We start from the raw sequence: 18,123 nt of genomic DNA, 5'->3' as shown, positions 1-18,123 counted from the left end.
CCGCAATACTAAATTAACTTCTCAAAAGGAAGTTTTTTCAATGCTTCTAAATTCTCTTTTAAATCAAAAAGGTTAAGATATCCATTCTTTAAATAGAGCCCAACCGCTTCAGGTTGCCGACATCCTGTCGTTAAATAGATGCGTTTATACCCTTGCCTTGCCGCTTGTACTTCTAGTTCTTGTAAGATCTTTTCAGCTAATCCCTGTCGACGGTAATCTTCATCTACCCAGACTCTTTTAATTTCAGCCGTTTTAGAATCATAAAATTTAAACCCGCCACCGCCAATTACTGTTTGATTGCGCATTAACAGTATGAAATTTCCCAGAGGAGGCGCAAAATCCGTGGTAGGATATCGCTCCATTTCAGCAATAGCACCTCGGGGATCAAAAAAAGTACCATATCGGCTATCATATTCATTGAGCAATGCCTTAGTAAGCACCTCCGCTCTAGGATCATCTGCTGATATGTAGAGGAAATAATCAGTATCCATTATCTCTCCCCTGATAAATCATTCGTCCATGGCAATATTAATTTAAATTGTAATAATCGCTCATAAAATAGATGATTCTTACTCGATGATTTTTCATCCATTTTATCTACTTGGATAAAAGGCTGAAACTCTCTTACACCCTGTTCTATTCTCGATATAATGCTCTGATTTATAAGTTTATTTTCTTTGGAATAATCTTGCGAGGAGGCATATATTGCAGTAGGCAAACTATGTGCCATAAAGAAGCCAAATAGTGGTCTTAGTTGATGTTCAACCATTAAAGCATGCCTCGTTCCCCCACCTGTAGCCGCTAAAATAATAGGTTTTCCATAAAGTAGATTCACATCTAATAAGTCTATAAAATGTTTGAATAATCCGGGATAACTTCCTTTATAAACGGGTGTGACAATAATCAAAGCATCCGCCTCAGCAATTGCTGTAATAACCGATTTTGCTTCTATATCTAAGTCATCAATACTTTTAGCTAATCCCAAGGATGGCCCTAAATCCGTCATATCATACTGCTGTAATCTAAATCTATATTGATCCACAGCTTTTTGTGCAATCATATCTCGTAAAACGGATGTTTTTGAAGACGTCCCTTCACTGCCTGAAAAAGCTACTAATTTAATCATTATGAGCCTCCTTTAAAAAAGGATTTGATACCCTATAACAATTCTGGCGTATTGGAAGCCCTAGATTAGCTCGTAGAGTGCTATGAGCCAAAGTTGAATTAAAATATCCTCGTTGCTCAAGCCTAGGTAAGACTTCCGATTTAAAATCACTAAACCCCTGAGAACTAACTAAGAATGTGAGAATAAAACCATCTGCTGCCCCAGCTTCAACCCACTCAATCATTTTTTCGGTAATTTGATCTGCAGTGCCAATAAAATCACTCCGTTGAGTCGTTTCATTTAATGCAACTTCTCGAAGTGTTAACCCCCCGATAGCCGCTTCACGTTTAATACGATCTGTAGTTGATCGAAAACTATTTTGACCAATATCTCCAAGCTCCGGGAATGGCGCATCTAATGGGTATTGACTAAAATCATGGTGATCAAAATAACGACCTAAATAAGCAAGTGCATCATCAATCTTTACAAGATTGCGAATTGCCTGATACTTCTCTTCTGCCTCTGCTTCTGTTTTACCGATGATAGGCCCAATTCCGGGAAATATTTTAATTTCATCCTCAGATCTTCCTTTTGCGACAGCTTGCGCTTTTACTTTTTGATAATAGTGCTTAGCATCATCGAGACGTTGAATATGGGTAAATACAGCTTCTGCATATTGTGCAGCAAAATCAATTCCTGACTCAGAGGCACCTGCTTGAAATATCACAGGTTCACCTTGAGGAGATCTTTGGATATTAAGAGGACCTTCAACAGAAAAAAATTGACCACTATAATTAACTCGATGCATTTTATCAGTATTGACAAAATGGCCACTATCCCTATCACGAATGAATGCATCTTCTTCCCAAGATGACCAGAGTCCTTGTACAACATCAATATATTCTTTCGCTATTTCATAACGAAGCTTATGCTCAGGATGTGGTCGACCATAATTTTTAGCCGTTCCTTCTAATGGTGTTGTAACTAGATTCCAAGCAGCTCGACCATTACTAATCAGATCTAAAGAGGCAAACTGTCTAGCGATTGTATAAGGATCACTATATGAAGTAGAAACCGTCCCGCCTAAACCAATCTTCGATGTATGAGCTGCAATCGCAGATAATAGAGTCAAAGGTTCAAAACGATTTAAAAAATGGGGGATAGACTTCTCATTAATATATAATCCATCGGCTACAAAAATAAAAGAGAGGCCTGAGTCTTCTGCTTCTTTTGCTAAGTCGATATTGTAACTGAGATTAACGCTTGCATCTAATGTAGAAGAAGGATGTCTCCATGAATGCATATGCCCTCCTGCGCCATGAAGCATTAAGCCTATCTCTATTTTTTGGCCTTTTTGTCTATCTTTTTTTTGATTATTCATATCTTCCTCCTAAAGTATTATTTATAAATTGCTGATCAATTATTGTAATGGCAAGCCTTGAGGGTTCGTTTCAGAGACCTCTAATGCTTCATCCCCTAAATACCACTTATCTAATATTTTTTGATAATGGCCATTTTCAATTAGACTATTAAGGGCGATTGTAATCGGTTCTGCAAGGCCTCTATCTTTGCGTGTTACAACAGCCACATCCGAACGATCAGGCCATCCTGCGCTTAAAGTTCCGACCCCTCTGATATTGCCATCTCTTTCAGCAATATAAACTAACTGAGCATTAGGTTGAACAATCACATCGGCTCGTTCCGATTGGATTGCTAATAAGCTCACGGCACCATCATCATAGTATTGCAGTTGTAGTGGAGGATCATTTTCAGCTAATAGAGTCTCATTCCATCGCAATAAAATTCTCTCTTGATTGGTTCCGGCACCCACAATAATACGTAAACCTGAAAGATCTTTGGGCTCTGTCACTTCAGTAATTTCACTCTCTTTCTTCACATAGAATCCATGTAATCCTAAGCGATAAGTAGAAAAATCAAATTTCTTCTTACGATCTTCTGTCACACCAACATTTGCCAATACAGCATCATATTTTCCGCTTGATAATCCCAATGACCAATCGATCCAGGTAATAGGAATAAGGGATAATTCTAACCCTAAACTCTCAGCAAGCGCTGAAGCAAAATCAGGATCAACTCCAATAGGTGTCTTCGCATCTGTTGCATAGAATGCAGTTGGAGGGTCGCTTGGCGCAACGGCAATCGTTAATTTACCAGGCGATACAAATTTAAAATCACCGGGAATTGCATCTATCGCTTGCGTGCTTTTTTCTACATGTACTCTTCCTAATTGAGCGGCTGTAATATCAAAGGACGACTGTGCTTTGATAACTAACCCTATATTAAATAGGACAAATAGAAGTAATAATTGAGATAGAATCTCTTTTTTTGAGATTGTCATAGTGTAATCCTTTTAAATCTAGGTAATTAAATTACAATTTAGGTTGCTATTTGAAATCTCTCTATCTTCTCTATATTTATCTAAACAGATCTCTTTAACACATTGTAATGATGAAAATTCAAGGAAGACCTTGAGGATTGACTAGCGACTGTTCAATAGCCTCACTCTCTAGAGCCCATCTTGTTAAAATTTGATGATAGATACCATTGTTAATTAGCTCATTGATAATATCTGCTGTCGGCTCAACTAAATCAGAACCTTTAGGAAAGGCTACTGCAATTTCTGCTGTTAAAGGCCAACCGCCATTCACGGTGCCTACATGTTTCGTTTTTCCGCTAATAGCAGCCGCATAAGCTTGCATTGGATTGACACTAAAAATCGCATCTGCCCTACCACTCTCTACGGCAAGTGTTTGTAAAGCACGATCATCATAATAAGAGATCTTCACAGGAGCTAATCCTGCCCTAATATTATGTTGATCCCATTCAAGTAATATCTTTTCTTGGTTGGTTCCTGAATCTGTAATAATTCTTAATCCTGCAATATCGGAAGGTTTATTAATACTTTCAATCGAACTATCATGTTTAACATAGATGCCAACATTATCTTTTCGATAAGTTGCAAAATCATATTTTTTCTTTCGTTCTTCTGTCACTGTGATATTAGAAATGATTGCGTCAAATTTACCACTTGAAAGACCTAGAGGCCAATCAGCCCAGGCGACACTCACAATATTTAACTCTTTCCCCATAGAATCTGCTATGGCTAGTGCTAAATCTACATCAAAACCGATAATTGTCATGGCGTCAGAAGCATAGTCATGTAATGGTAAGGAGGAGGATGTGCTCAATCCAACAGTAAAATAATCCGGCTTTACAAAGGATGCGCTACTGACATGCCTTATATAAGTGCTATTTTCTGCGACTCTTGGTCGATCTAATTGTTCAATACTTAAATCAATCTCACCCCTACCAGCTAATGCAAGCATTGATATAAGTACTATAAGGCTTAGAAAACCCTGAAACAAAAGAGGATAACATTTCATAAATGTCAGTTGTTTTCTTAATTTAATTCGTTTGATTATTTTCATAAAAAAGACCTCGAGCCATTCAATACTGAAATGACTGGTAATGCTATAATGCACAGTTTCCTACAATTTTCTGATATTAGTTCAAATCTAAATTTCAATTGTGAGGTACTATGAAGTAGTTAAATGATTTTATTGAGAAATGCTTTAGTCCTTGGGTGTTGGGTATGATTGAATACGTTATCAACACTACCTTGTTCGATAACATTACCCTCTTCCATAAAGATGATTGTATCGGCAACCTCATAAGCAAAATTCATTTCATGGGTCACAACCACTAATGTTGTACCTGAATGAGCAAGATTTTTAATAATATCAAGCACTTCACCTACGAGCTCAGGATCAAGAGCGGATGTGGGCTCATCAAATAAGATCACTTTAGGGTTGAGAGCGAGCGCTCTTGCAATTGCAATTCTTTGTTGTTGTCCCCCTGATAATTGTCGAGGGTAACTGTCAGCTTTATCTAACAAGCCTACTCGTAAAAGTAGATCAAAAGCAATATCCACAGCTTCTTCATATTTCATATCTTTAACCTGAATAGGTGCCTCAATAATATTTTCTAGTACTGTCATGTGGGGAAAAAGATTGAAGTTTTGAAAAACCATTGCAATATCTGCACGTTGTTTTAATATATCTTTCTCTTTTAATTCGTAGAGCTTATTATCTTTCTGTAAATATCCTATTAATTCACCGTCGACGGTGATAAATCCTTCATCTACGCTTTCCAGGTGATTAATTGTTCGAAGAAGCGTGGATTTGCCAGAGCCTGATGGACCTAAAATTGCCGTTACACTACCCGCTGGAAAAAATAGACTGATATCGTTTAGCACTCTATTTTTACCAAAGCTTTTAGAAACATTATCAATTTGTATCGCTGCACCTTCAGTTTGTTTAGACTCTAATATAATAGGATCGACAGAAGTGGAAGTCTGTATTGCTATTTTACGACTGAACTTTAAATCTAATGAAACTCTAGAGGGCTGGCCTAATAAGAAAGATTTAATATTACCGATCTGTTTTTGAAAAGGGATCATAACGGGATTCCGAACGGCTCCTCGTGCATAATATCGTTCTACATAATGTTGAATAATAGATAAGACCGTCATAATGACTAGATACCACATTGTTGCAACCATCAGCAATGGAATTACTTCAAGATTTCGGCGATAGATGACCTGTACAGTATAAAAAAGTTCCGGTAATGCTAAAACGTAAAGCATTGAAGTGCCTTTAGCAAGCCCGATAATTTCGTTGAATCCTGTCGGTAAAATTGTTCTCATCGCTTGAGGCAAAACTATACGTAAAGATTGTCTTTTTTTGGAAATACCTAATGCCGAGGCTGCTTCATGCTGACCATTATCAACTGATAAAATCCCTCCTCGAATGATTTCAGCAAAGAAAGCCGATTGGTTTAATGTCAAGCCAATAACAGCAGCAGTAAAGGGAGTAATAAGTGTAACAATAGGATATTCAAGCAAGGCCTCTCCTGTGAATGGATTAGAAACCTTGATACTCTCATATAAATATCCAATATTATTTAATAACAGCAAAATAACAATTAAAGGAATAGATCTTAAAAACCAAATATAGGTCCATGAAGCACCCGATAATAATGGCGATTTAGAAACTCGCGCCAGTGCTAATAACATTCCGAGCAAAGAGCCTAGTATTGTTCCAATTATTGTTAACAAAATAGTACGACTTAAACCTACCATTACAGGTTCAGAAAAAAGCCATTCTCCAAATATATCCCATCCCCAACGTGGATTAGTCAATATCGAATACAGCACTAGGGTAATGATAAATGCGGCAATAATACTTCCTACATTTCTCATAGGATAACGTGCAGGAATCACCTTATAATTTTTATAATTGTGGTCTACCTTATACTGTTCCTTTACTAAAGGGATTCTTTCATCTATTTCTTTTACCGCAGCCATTATATCTCCCTATCCTTCATTATTACATACATAACATATATGTTATGTAAATTTATTATAGGTTTAATTTATAGCCATTTATTTGAAAAGTAAAGACTTATATCTCATTAGAATGAAAATAAAAATACTTGACAGTAAGTAAGCTACCGAAAAAATGAAAGAGGTCTTCTGTTGCTATGTTTTAAAATTAATGAGTTTGAACTTAATGATTTGATAGATTGAATTTATTCCTTCGCAGATTCAAATAGAAGCGCATTTCCACGACCGCTTCTTACTTTTTTAAGAAGTATCAAAAATAAAACTCTTGATCCTTTTTGGATCAAGAGTTTTAACATATAGTAGAATCGGTTTTAAATTATTGATTGAAAATTTGTGCAAGGTTGTATAGATCTTTATCTTGCAATGATTGTTAATTTTCTTAAATCGAACTAACTATAAATAGCGCTTACTGTTAGTCTGTTAGGAATCAGAGTAGTCGTGAATAATCAGTTATCTTTCCTCATTAAAGCTTTAGAAATACTTCTTCTTATAGAAGATTCCTGCAACGACACCTGTAAGAATAACCATGATAACGATTAGAATCGCAAATGCGTGTTCGCTCTCCTGAAATGGTAATGGTACATTCATACCGTAGATTGTGGCGATCACTGTTGGAATTGACAATACAATGGTGAGCGCTGTTAATAGCTTAACGACATGGCTCACATTATTTTGAATAATATTACCGTAAGCATCCATGACGTTATTGGCATTTAATTGGTTGATTTCAGCAACAGAATAGGCTTGTTCTAATTCAATAATGGTGTCTTCAAAGCGCTCTTCTGCATTTGGAAAGAGATCTAAAAGGCGCTCTTTATTGATTTTACGCATAAGATGTAACATCTGTTTCAAAGAGATTGTCATATCTAGCAAACCATCATTGATATAAAGTAATGTATAAAGCTCAGAGTTCCGATAAGAGCGGGATAATTCATCTTCTGCTTCGGCAATCTCATATTCAATGGTATGCATTAATTTAAGATAACGCTCTGAAGTGATATGGAACAGATCCAAAAGATTTTGTATCTGTTTTTCTCGACCTAAGCCATTGCAGCATTTCATAAATGCTTCGAAAAAGCTCGTCATATCAACATTGCAGATCGTCACAATATGCGTTCCGACTAGTGCAATCCCTAAGGGAATTGTTTGATAACGAATCCCCTCAGAATTAGCCTTAAATTCAGGGTTTACATAAGGTAGATGAATGATAAAAAGCATCATATCACCTTCGCTCATAATCGTTGGGCGAGTATTGATATCAATGGCCTCTTTCATGAAATCCATGGGGATATTGAGCGTGCGATGCAACGTATTGAGATCCATCTGATCGGGGTTTATCACACGAATCCAGTTGTTATCGGTGATTTGCGTTTCATGCTCATAGGTGTTTTTAACTAAGTTTTTGTAGATTGTGATCATGATAAGCTCCCATTAATCAAAACGAATATATTTTTTGCAGTAGAAGAAAAAGAGTAAAATAACGCTCACTAACACCATAATACTGGCGACAACGACGGTAGATATTGGATCTTCTTCGCTTGGCAGTGCCACATTCATGGAGAAAATAGAACCAATCATCGAGGGAATAATCAGAATGATCGCTAAGGCTGTTAATGTTTTGAGAACCGTATTAAGATTATTATGAACAATCGCCGCATAAGCATCCATCAAGTTACTCAAGCTTTCACGGCTCATCTCTGCGACTTCTGCAGATTGTTCGATATCGACTAAAATATCTGATAGCAAGCCCTTCTCTTCAGGATAAATTTTAACGGCATAACCATTAATCACTTGCCGATATAAGATCGTGAGAGCTGATAGTGCAACAGAAAATTGTAGTAAACTTTTATTCTGATTGATTAAGCTAAAGAGCTCGCGATTTTGGTAAGATTGGCGTAGTTTCTGTTGTAATACTCGCGTCTCATCTTTCACAAAACCTAAATGATCATCGTAAGATTTAGCCACTGCTTTAAAGAGCAAAATTGTCATTCGGGTTTTCATATGGGTTTCAAAGAGCCCGAATTGGCCATTTAAAAATTGATCAATAAGTGGTTGATGTGCCTTTTTAGTGACTAAAAAGAGGTTATTTTCCGCATGAATAATGCCAAATGGAAGCGTAATATAAGGTGCCTCATTCTCTTTACCTGCATTAGGATTGGTAACGGGAATATTGAGAACAATCAATAAACCATTACTATCCCGCTCTAAACGAGGATGCTCCTGGGGATCGAGGGAATCAGTAAAGAATTTCTCTGGCAACTTGAATTGCGAGGCAACTTGCTTGATTTTCTCTGAATCTGGGTCAGTTAAGACAATTAATGTATTGCTTTTAAAACGTGCTTCTTCTTGAAGTTCCCCTAATGCGAGGCTTTTATATACTTTTAACATAGGACAATCCTTTCTAACTTAACTGAATTTTGCTCTTTATCATGCGCAAACAAGGTCTTTACAGTGCTATGTGTTATCACTGCAACATAGACAAAATTCATTATGAAATTTATAAAATTTATGGAATATTTTATGGATAGCGTTTTATTGGTATGGCTCTGATTACACTGAATCCCTTTAAATCATCTTCTTCGATCTGAAGAATGCTAAAGCCCCCACGATAATAATGCCGGCAATCACCGCTAATCCTGTTAACGCATACGGTGATTCTTGCCAAGGCAATGGAATATTCATTCCATAAATGCCACCAATAGCCATCGGTACCGTTGCAACCGTTACCAAGATTGTTAAATATTGCACTGAGAGACTGAGATTATTCTCGATCAATGCAGAATAAGCATCCATTAAGTTCCGTAAGTTTGCTTGATGAATCGTTGCAACACTCTCAGCTTGTTCTGTTTTAGTGATCAAATCTTGAAGCGCTAAATCCTGTTCATAGTCCGCTTTTAATATACTCTTCTGAGCTAGAGATTTGAGAAGCTTAATGTTTCTATTCAGTGCTTTTGCAAAGTAGAGTAGACTTTTATTGTTATCAATTAGTTTATAGACCGATTTATTATTAAATTCCCGTTTGAGATTAGTCTCTAATACGTTAATTTCCTGAATTAAATTTTCAGTTAAATTGATAAACATTGTTGTTGTCATATCTAAGATTCGATAGACAAAATCAGTCGGATCTTTCTCTGCCCAAGTCACTAAATGCTCGTGTTCTAAGTAGGTAAAGAGAAATGAGTCTTGGTCTGCGATCGTAATAACCGTATCCTCTTTCACTAAAAGCGTTAGATGTGATATTTGATATGGCACTTTAGAGCGAGGTAAATTTTTCCGAGGAATATCAATTTTTAATAAAATAGTATCATCTTCTAATTGATTCAAATGACCTCGAGCCCGCTGCAGTGTATCTTCCGGCAAATGGTATTTTTTAAGAACACGACTCAATTCAGCCACAGAGGGAGAAATAAGATTAATCCATTCTGTAGCCGATGTTTGGGGGCCCGCTTTTATGGCAGATTCTTTTGAGAGAATGATTTTATCTTGTACGATGCTCATATTGCTCTCCTTGGCAAAGTGAATTGAAAAATTGAAACAAACAAAAAGCGCACCCTTCTTATGAAAAAGGTGCGCTCTTGAAATCCAATCAATTCACTAGAGTGCATAACAAATCAATATCACACTTAATAATCCTGTGGTAGCGTATAGACTATACGCCAGAAGTAGGCTCATAGATTAATGACTATGTGCCCTGCTCGCTTCTTAAAATCATTCCCCATTCTAATCTATTACGCTCAAAATCTGCTTTTACAGTTTCTATTAATACCATTTGAATGGATAATCATTTTGAAACTACCACAAGAACATCTTGGCTATTTGCCAAAATATCGATGATTATCAGTGAAATTACTGATTTCCTCTTTCATTGAGCTTTAGCACTGTACGGCATAAGGAAATAGTTACATGAATATTCCATTATGGATAATATATTCAATGATTTCTCTAGTCGCTAGCTACGTTATAGATCACCTTAATTCGATGATCTCTGTTAAACCCGTTGGCGTCTTTGGACGTTTCTGGGCAGTAGCCTATCTCCGTACAGGAGCCTCACCTAACGAGGTACCTGCAATTTGTGCATGGATAATACACCTAAAGGATTTTAGAAGTCAAATAATTATTTTCTTTTAGCGATAATTGATATTCCTTTTATCTCTTTATTAGACTCTATTATTCGAGAAATTTTCAAAGAGACATAAATGCTATTTATCCAATTTTTTATCTTTATCACTCATCGGATTAGAAGCTTGTTGTCGCCAAAATTGTGCATACAGGCCATCAGCACTAATTAATGCTTCGTGTGTTCCCATTTCGACAATTTCCCCTTGATCCATCACGATTAATCGATCCATTTTGGCAATGGTAGAAAGACGATGTGCGATCGCTATCACCGTTTTCCCGGCCATTAAAAGCTCAAGATTCTCTTGAATGACCGCTTCTGATTCTGAATCGAGGGCTGAGGTAGCTTCATCTAAAATTAAGATTGGTGCATTTTTGAGTAAAACTCGGGCAATGGCAATGCGTTGACGTTGTCCGCCGGAGAGTTTCACCCCGCTTTCCCCCACTAAAGCATCTAATCCTCGATGACCATATTGATCCACCAATTCTCTCACAAATTGATCGGCTTTTGTCTGCTTTAAGGCCTCAAAGAGCATCTCATCTGTCGCATCAACATTTCCATAAAGTAGATTATCGCGGATTGAACGATGAAAAAGCGTGGGTTCTTGAGTAACCACTCCGATTTGCGCTCGTAAACTATCTTGCGTCAGGGTACGAATATTCACGCCATCAATCAGAATTTCCCCCTGTTGAATATCATACAAGCGAAGCAAAATCTGCGTTAAAGTCGTCTTTCCGGCTCCTGAAGGTCCTACTAAACCGATCTTTTCCCCGGCACGAATATGAAGATTGAAATCTGTATAAATGGGTTTCGCAGGATGATAACTGAAATTCACTGACTTAAATTCAATCTCCCCCTCTACCGTATCAATAGTGCCGGCATTCGGTTGATCCATCACTTCTCTTGATTGTGCAATCACTCTGATTCCATCTTGAACACTCCCAATATCTTCAAAGATGTGGCTTACGACTCGCATTACCCAAGTGGACATCGTATTGATTCTCACCACCAAACTTATGGTAAATGCAATGGCACCGGCTGAAATTAAGGAAGCACCCCAAAGATAGAGTGATAGAACTACGGTTGCTACAATTAAGAGGGTATTAATCATCGTGAGCGAGAAATCCATTCCCGTTGATAATTTTGTAGAATAGAGCGCCGCATCCGTCTGTTCACGCATCATTTTCCGAGCATCTTCTTCATTTTTATCACTATGGGAAAAGAGCTTTAGCGTGACAATATTGCTATAACTATCAACAATATGACCCATTAATTTTGAACGAGTTTTGGCGGATTGATGTGAGCGATAGCGAGTTCTCGGCAAGAAGTAGATCATCAATAGAATATACGCCACAATCCAAAGTAGAATCGGCACTGTAAGCCAGATATTAACTTCAAAAAAGAGTACCACAGTCGTGACTGCATAGATAATCACTCGCCACATCGAATCTGTGGTCATAATGACTGAATTTCGAATCGCCTGCCCCGTATTCATAATACGATTGGCAATACCGCCAGATAGACTATTATGGAAAAAGCCGACACTCTGTTTTAACACATAGCGATGCTGTTGCCAGCGAATCATTGAGGTAAAGTTGGTCGTGAGCGCTTGATTCAGAAAGAGATTATGAATCAGAGAGGCAATTGGCCTAAGAAGCATAATCACAATCAGCATCCAAATGAATTTGTCGCTATAAGTCTCCCAAAGCGCACCTAGAGAATCTACTGATTCCACCATATCTACAACTTGCCCAATATAACTAAAGAGCGCAATCTCTAAGATTGATACAAAAAAACCAACGAATAATAATCCGGCAAAAACCCACTTTACTTGTTTGACATAGTGCCAATAAAAAGCGAATAAGGTTTTAGGGGGCGCTTCATCAGGATGTTTTTTAAAAGGATTAATAAACGATTCAAAAAGCGCGAGTAATTTCATGCTCATTTTCTATTATGTTGAGGTATAGTTAGTTTACTTTAATTGAGAGTTATTATCAATTTAGGAGCTTCTATAAACTATTACTTAAATGAATAATTATCTTATTTGATAATTTTTTAAGATTTTATCAGCATTTTATACCCAAAAATAATCGCTGAAATCAGCGCTGAAGGCAATATAATGAGAGGGCTTACTTGTAAAATCGCAATAGCCAGATAGCCATTTTGGATCAGAGACTCTGACGTTACTATAAGAAATAGTAATACCCCATCAATAGTTGCAGCAATTAAGAAATAGAATACCCCAAATATTGTTGCCATTAATTTTGAATCTGTTTGTTGCTGTTCTTTAATTTTTAAAGCAATTAAAAGTCCTATCATAGTTTTCCTCTAGCAAACAGTTCATCGCTATTGATAATAAAAGGCATTTCTTTATATTCTACTAACATCATTATAAGGCATTGATTGTAAATATTTTACGAATAAACATTTTAAGAAGGTAAAAGTCATCAAACTAGTGCGAATGAAGGGTTAATTATAGCTTTTTTGATTCAATAAAAGCGCCCCCTAAGCAGATCTCACCATCGTAGAATACGATTGATTGCCCCGGCGTAATGGCTCGCTGCGGCTCATCAAAATTCACTTGAATTCGATCAACTTGACCAGGAATGCTCTCTAATAGAGTAACTTGGCACTTAACATCTTGTTGGCGATAACGAATCTTAGCAGTTAAACGAGGGTTCACTTCTGCCCAATCAATAGGATTAATTTGATGTAGATCCCTAGCAATCAACCCTTTTCCATAAAGCTCTTTCTGATCGCCCTGCACTACAATTAAACGATTATTCGCAAGATCTTTATCTGCCACAAACCAAGGCTCACCATTAGAATCCTTACGACCCCCAATCCCTAAACCTTGCCGCTGACCAATGGTATAAAATGCTAAGCCTTTATGCTCTGCAACCACTTCACCATTGGGTAATACCATATCGCCGGGGGCTGTAGGCAGATATTGCATAATAAAATCCGTGAAATCTCGCTCACCAATAAAACAGATCCCTGTGGAATCTTTCTTATCAAAGGTAATAAGTTTATTGTCTAGAGCGATTTGACGTACTTCGGTCTTCTCATAATCGCCGATCGGAAATAGAGTATTGATCAATTGCTGCTGATTGAGCAGATAGAGAAAATAACTCTGATCTTTGTTATTATCAATCCCTTTGAGTAGGTAGGCTTTACCCTCTTTACGCTCTACCCGAGCATAATGACCGGTTGCTAAATAATCAGCGCCAAGCTCTTCGGCATATTGTAGAAAAGCTTTAAATTTAATCTCTTTATTACAGAGCACATCAGGATTCGGTGTTAAACCATCTTTTAAGGTTTCTAGGAAATAATCAAAAACACGCTCTTTGTAGTTTTTAGCGAAATTAACCTTATGAAGCGGGATTCCTAACGTTTCGCAGACAGATTCTGCATCCCGCAGATCATCTTCGGCGGTACAATATCCTTGGTCGAACTCCTCTTCCCAATTCTTCATAAAAACGCCGTGAACATCGGCTCCGCGTTCTTTTAATAAATAAGCGGCAACGGATGAATCAACGCCACCACTCATCCCGACAACTACGCGTTTCCCTCTGATATCTTCCATTCAATCTCTGACCCTTAATTATGAAATTCTTACTTTTTTAAGATAATTTTGAATACGCTATTATACCACTTTCTAAAAGTGGATCTTACTGAACTTTATGCGCTGAATATCTCCCATCTGAATATCATCAATATTCGGACAATAAAAAAGCCACTTGAGAACAAGTAGCTTCGATATAGACCCTAATATATGATTTTAATATGAGAGTATAATTAGAGTATCAGTCAATCTTGATGCTACGGCATTACGATCTCTTCAGCCTTATTTTCATCGGTCATATCTAATGTTTTTTCAACATCAATAAGATCAATGTAATCTCGAAGAATCAGTAATCCCTCTTCAAGTAGAAGATCAGTTTGCGTATCTTTTAAGAGTTTTGTGTAGGTACCATCTTCATTACGGAATTGCTCTAACGTTAATGGCTCATATCCATAAAGCACTCGCATTCTATTTTGTAGTTCAAGATTCTCAGCTTCTTCTGTTTTGAGTTTCTCTTTGCGAGTATCAAGATTGAGGCTTAACTCATTCACTTTCCAGAGCTCAAGTGTTTTATCTGCTTGACGTTTATAGATTTGATGTTTCTCATCCTCTTTAAAACGTTGCGCACTTTTTTGTTGTAGCTTTGTCGCTACATCATCTGAAATGACTACTGATGGATCATAATCTGGTGCGGCATCGATTGTATCCCAAGACATCACATACATCTCTTTAGACTCACCAATTTCAGTAGGATCATAAGTGCTTGGCAAGTGCACATCAGGCTCAACCCCTTTCTCCTGTGTTGATTCCCCATTTGCACGGTAGAATTTTGCAATGGTGACTTTCGATTGACCTGGTTTAGTGGATTTTGCCAAGATTCGACTCAAGTCGATCATCGTTTGTACAGTCCCCTTCCCAAAACTCGTAGATCCGGCGATGATTGCACGTCCTTGATCTTGCATACTGCCGGCAAAGATCTCACTAGCTGAAGCGCTAAGGCGATCAATTAAGACGACCATAGGACCCGTATAGATCAAATCTTCATTCGGGCTTGATTGTGCATCTGTATTACCATCAAAGCCACGAGTCTGTACGATTGATTTATCACTTCCTACAAAGAGCGCAGATAGATCAATCACTTCGGTTAATGAGCCGCCGCCATTACCGCGAAGATCGATCACTAGACCATTGATATGTTCTTTATTGACCAACTCTAAAAGTAATTTTTTGACATCTCGTGTAGTACTCTTGAAGTCTTGAACACCCTGTTTATTCCCTTCAAAATCACTATAGAATGCCGGTAAGGTGATGACGCCTAATTTATATTCTGCTTCCTCTACATCAGAAGGCATTGTATAAACTTTTGATTTTGCTTCCTGCTCTTCAAGCTTGACGGTATCACGAACGATTTTGACAATCTTCTCACCGCCTTTACCTTTATTACCGATCATTTGCAAGCGAACGACGGTTCCTTTTTCACCCCGAACCATCTCAACCACTTTATCAAGGCGCATTCCCACAATATCCACAAATTCGCCATCTTCGCCCTGTGCAACACCGATAATCTCATCACCGATCTGTACTTGACCAGTTAAATCCGCAGGGCCTCCGGGGACAATTTCAACAATTGAGACAGAATCATCATTTTGGCGTAATACCGTACCGATCCCTTGCAGTGAAAGGCTCATACTGATATTAAATTGCTCCATCTGTTTCGCTGAATAGTAACCAGAATGGGGGTCAAAACTAAGCGACACAACATTCATTACGAGGCTAAATAATTCACCCTCTTCCATATCATGAATACGTTTTTGACGTGTATTATATCGCTTTTGCAACTTCGCTTTTGCTTCATCAAGGGTTAATTTATCATCCGTAATCATGAGATTGATTAACTCATTTTGTAGACGATCTTTCCAAAGCGCACGCATCTCTTTTTTCGTTTTAGGGAAATCCGCATCTTTACGTTGAATCACGATAGAACGATCGATATTAAAGTCATAGTCTTCTTTTAAAAGCTCTTCGACTAGATCATATTGTTCATCCATTCTCTGAATCAGAAGATCGTACATTTGATAGGGTACTTCTAACCGCGATTGACGTACAAAGTCATCAAATTGATATTTGTAACGTTCAAAATTATCGATATCAGATTGTAAAAAGAAGACCTTTTGAGGGTCTAATGCTTTAAGATAGAGGGTATAGATACGCTCTGAAAGCTGATCATCAATGGGTAAACGCTCGTAATGATATTGCGCTAAAATAGCTGAATGCGCAGCATTAATCAGTTGTTCATTATAAGTTGGAGCAGCGATAACTGTTTTAAGAGGCTCTTTTTTGATCTCACTCGCAACAAGATGATTGCCAATAAGCAGAGAAGATGCTAGGAATAGTGCAGAAGCAACTCTCCAAAACTCTTTTTTTATTAATTTTTTCTGATTAAACATCACTTTTTATCCATTCATTGGGGGGTTAATTTAAAACGAAACTTAACCCATTATTGATTGACCTTTTTCAAAATTCATAATCATTCTACGTCATTAACTACTTGATTAAACAGAGCATTACAAGCCTAATATAACTCAATATTATTACATTTTTAATTACGAACCCTTAAGATTTGATTAAATCTGTTTATTTTTTGGCTTTTCATTGAATCAATTGAATTACTCTTTTAGACATCAGACCATAATGATGATTCATATAAAAAATATCAAGCTCTTAACGTTGAATGTTCTTGAAATTTTACCCATAGTGTCTAGCCTCAAAATCTTTCATAAAATTAGTAAGCGCAATGACACCTTCAATGGGCATTGCATTATAGATACTTGCACGCATACCGCCAACACTTCGATGTCCTTTAAGATTGATCAAGTGATGTTGCTCCGCCTCTTTTAAGAAGAGCGCATCAAGCGTTGGATCGGCTAAGGTAAAAGGAATAGTCATATTAGAACGAGCATCAATATGCACAGGATTACGATAGAGGCGACTATTATCAATCGTGCTATAGAGTAAAAATGCTTTTTTATGATTGAGTTTCTCCATCTCTTCAAGTCCACCCTTCTCTTTTAACTCTTTGAGCACTAAACTCATCAGATAGATCGCAAAAGTTGGCGGTGTATTGAGCATAGAATCATGTTCAGCTTGCAACGTATAATTCAGCGCATCGGGTACATAAGGCGAGGCTTTACCTAATAGATCTTCCCGAACAATCACTAAAGTTAATCCTGCAGGGCCAATGTTTTTCTGAGCGCCAGCGTAGATGACGCCGTACTGATTGACATCAATGCGCTTTGACAGAATATTAGAACTCATATCCGCAACAACAGGTATTGGGCAATTTTTAATATCGTAATGAAATTCAACGCCGTTAATCGTCTCGTTAGAACAAAGATGTAGATAGGCACTATCAGGATTCACATTAATCTTATTTTGATGCGGTACATCTACGTAACCATCTGCTTTGCCGCTATATAATGTACTTACGCCGGCATAGCGAGCACCTTCGAGCATTGCTTTTTTGGACCAAATTCCGGTTTCTAAGTAATCAACTGTCGTTTTACCATCGCCAATTTGTGTACCTAAGAGATTCAGTGGCACTAAACCAAATTGTGCAAGGCCACCGCCTTGTAAGAAAAGAACTTTGTAATTCGCCGGAATATCAAGAAGCTCCCGTAGATCCGATTCGCACTCTTTCGCAAGCGCCACAAATGCTTTACCTCGATGGGAAACTTCCATTACCGAAGCCCCCTCTTTATGCCAATCTAGCAACTCCTCTTGTGCTTTCTTTAACACGTTATAGGGCATTGTCGCAGGTCCCGCACAAAAATTGAAAGTCTCTCTCACAACTTTATCCTTTACTCAAAAATAGATTGAAATAACTAAAAATGACAAGTCTAACTATCTTACTA

Annotated in this window: 14 protein-coding genes and 1 riboswitch; all 14 genes read right to left on the bottom strand. The window is 37.5% G+C overall.

Going from position 1 to position 18,123, the window contains the following annotated elements; all coding sequences use genetic code 11:
- Nucleotides 1-8: 8 nt before the first annotated feature.
- Entirely contained in the window at nt 9-491 is a 483-nt protein-coding gene (locus tag WMO13_RS04810; RefSeq protein WP_084331380.1) for a GNAT family N-acetyltransferase, read from the bottom strand.
- Complete coding sequence (locus WMO13_RS04805) at nt 491-1,126, bottom strand: NAD(P)H-dependent oxidoreductase (RefSeq protein WP_084331381.1); 636 nt, start codon at nt 1,124-1,126, stop codon at nt 491-493. The genes WMO13_RS04810 and WMO13_RS04805 overlap by 1 nt, the downstream gene beginning before the upstream one ends.
- The gene (locus WMO13_RS04800; RefSeq protein ID WP_051396000.1) at nt 1,119-2,486 is read right to left on the bottom strand and encodes an LLM class flavin-dependent oxidoreductase; all 1,368 of its coding nucleotides are present in this window, start codon (nt 2,484-2,486) and stop codon (nt 1,119-1,121) included. Before WMO13_RS04800 ends, WMO13_RS04805 begins: the two co-directional genes overlap by 8 nt.
- Before the next feature lie 39 nt (nt 2,487-2,525).
- On the bottom strand, nt 2,526-3,464 hold the full coding sequence (locus tag WMO13_RS04795) for an ABC transporter substrate-binding protein (RefSeq protein ID WP_156923228.1): 939 nt from the start codon (nt 3,462-3,464) through the stop codon (nt 2,526-2,528).
- Between the two features lie 118 nt (nt 3,465-3,582).
- A complete protein-coding gene (locus WMO13_RS04790) occupies nt 3,583-4,518 on the bottom strand; it encodes an ABC transporter substrate-binding protein (RefSeq protein ID WP_416224369.1) in 936 nt (311 codons plus the stop codon).
- Nucleotides 4,519-4,673: 155 nt separating this feature from the next.
- Complete coding sequence (locus WMO13_RS04785) at nt 4,674-6,491, bottom strand: amino acid ABC transporter permease/ATP-binding protein (protein WP_084331382.1); 1,818 nt, start codon at nt 6,489-6,491, stop codon at nt 4,674-4,676.
- A gap of 510 nt (nt 6,492-7,001) precedes the next feature.
- The gene (locus tag WMO13_RS04780) at nt 7,002-7,949 is read right to left on the bottom strand and encodes a magnesium transporter CorA family protein (protein ID WP_051396001.1); all 948 of its coding nucleotides are present in this window, start codon (nt 7,947-7,949) and stop codon (nt 7,002-7,004) included.
- Nucleotides 7,950-7,961: 12 nt separating this feature from the next.
- On the bottom strand, nt 7,962-8,918 hold the full coding sequence (locus tag WMO13_RS04775; protein ID WP_026878054.1) for a magnesium transporter CorA family protein: 957 nt from the start codon (nt 8,916-8,918) through the stop codon (nt 7,962-7,964).
- A gap of 177 nt (nt 8,919-9,095) precedes the next feature.
- On the bottom strand, nt 9,096-10,028 hold the full coding sequence (locus WMO13_RS04770; RefSeq protein ID WP_026878055.1) for a magnesium transporter CorA family protein: 933 nt from the start codon (nt 10,026-10,028) through the stop codon (nt 9,096-9,098).
- A gap of 352 nt (nt 10,029-10,380) precedes the next feature.
- A riboswitch (M-box (ykoK) riboswitch) is annotated at nt 10,381-10,596 on the bottom strand.
- Nucleotides 10,597-10,729: 133 nt separating this feature from the next.
- Nucleotides 10,730-12,586, bottom strand: a complete 1,857-nt coding sequence (locus WMO13_RS04765; protein WP_051396002.1) for an ABC transporter ATP-binding protein — start codon at nt 12,584-12,586, stop codon at nt 10,730-10,732.
- Between the two features lie 116 nt (nt 12,587-12,702).
- On the bottom strand, nt 12,703-12,966 hold the full coding sequence (locus WMO13_RS04760) for a hypothetical protein (protein ID WP_026878057.1): 264 nt from the start codon (nt 12,964-12,966) through the stop codon (nt 12,703-12,705).
- Between the two features lie 154 nt (nt 12,967-13,120).
- Nucleotides 13,121-14,233, bottom strand: a complete 1,113-nt coding sequence (mnmA, locus tag WMO13_RS04755; RefSeq protein ID WP_026878058.1) for a tRNA 2-thiouridine(34) synthase MnmA — start codon at nt 14,231-14,233, stop codon at nt 13,121-13,123.
- A 236-nt stretch (nt 14,234-14,469) separates the two neighbouring features.
- On the bottom strand, nt 14,470-16,659 hold the full coding sequence (locus WMO13_RS04750; protein WP_084331383.1) for a carboxy terminal-processing peptidase: 2,190 nt from the start codon (nt 16,657-16,659) through the stop codon (nt 14,470-14,472).
- 298 nt (nt 16,660-16,957) lie between these two features.
- A complete protein-coding gene (serC, locus tag WMO13_RS04745; RefSeq protein ID WP_026878059.1) occupies nt 16,958-18,058 on the bottom strand; it encodes a 3-phosphoserine/phosphohydroxythreonine transaminase in 1,101 nt (366 codons plus the stop codon).
- Nucleotides 18,059-18,123 lie beyond the last annotated feature (65 nt).

The sequence above is a fragment of the Ignatzschineria larvae DSM 13226 genome (assembly GCF_038500265.1).
In the GTDB taxonomy this organism is placed as follows: Bacteria; Pseudomonadota; Gammaproteobacteria; order Cardiobacteriales; family Wohlfahrtiimonadaceae; genus Ignatzschineria; species Ignatzschineria larvae.
This window is presented reverse-complemented; position numbering and strand designations above follow the sequence as displayed.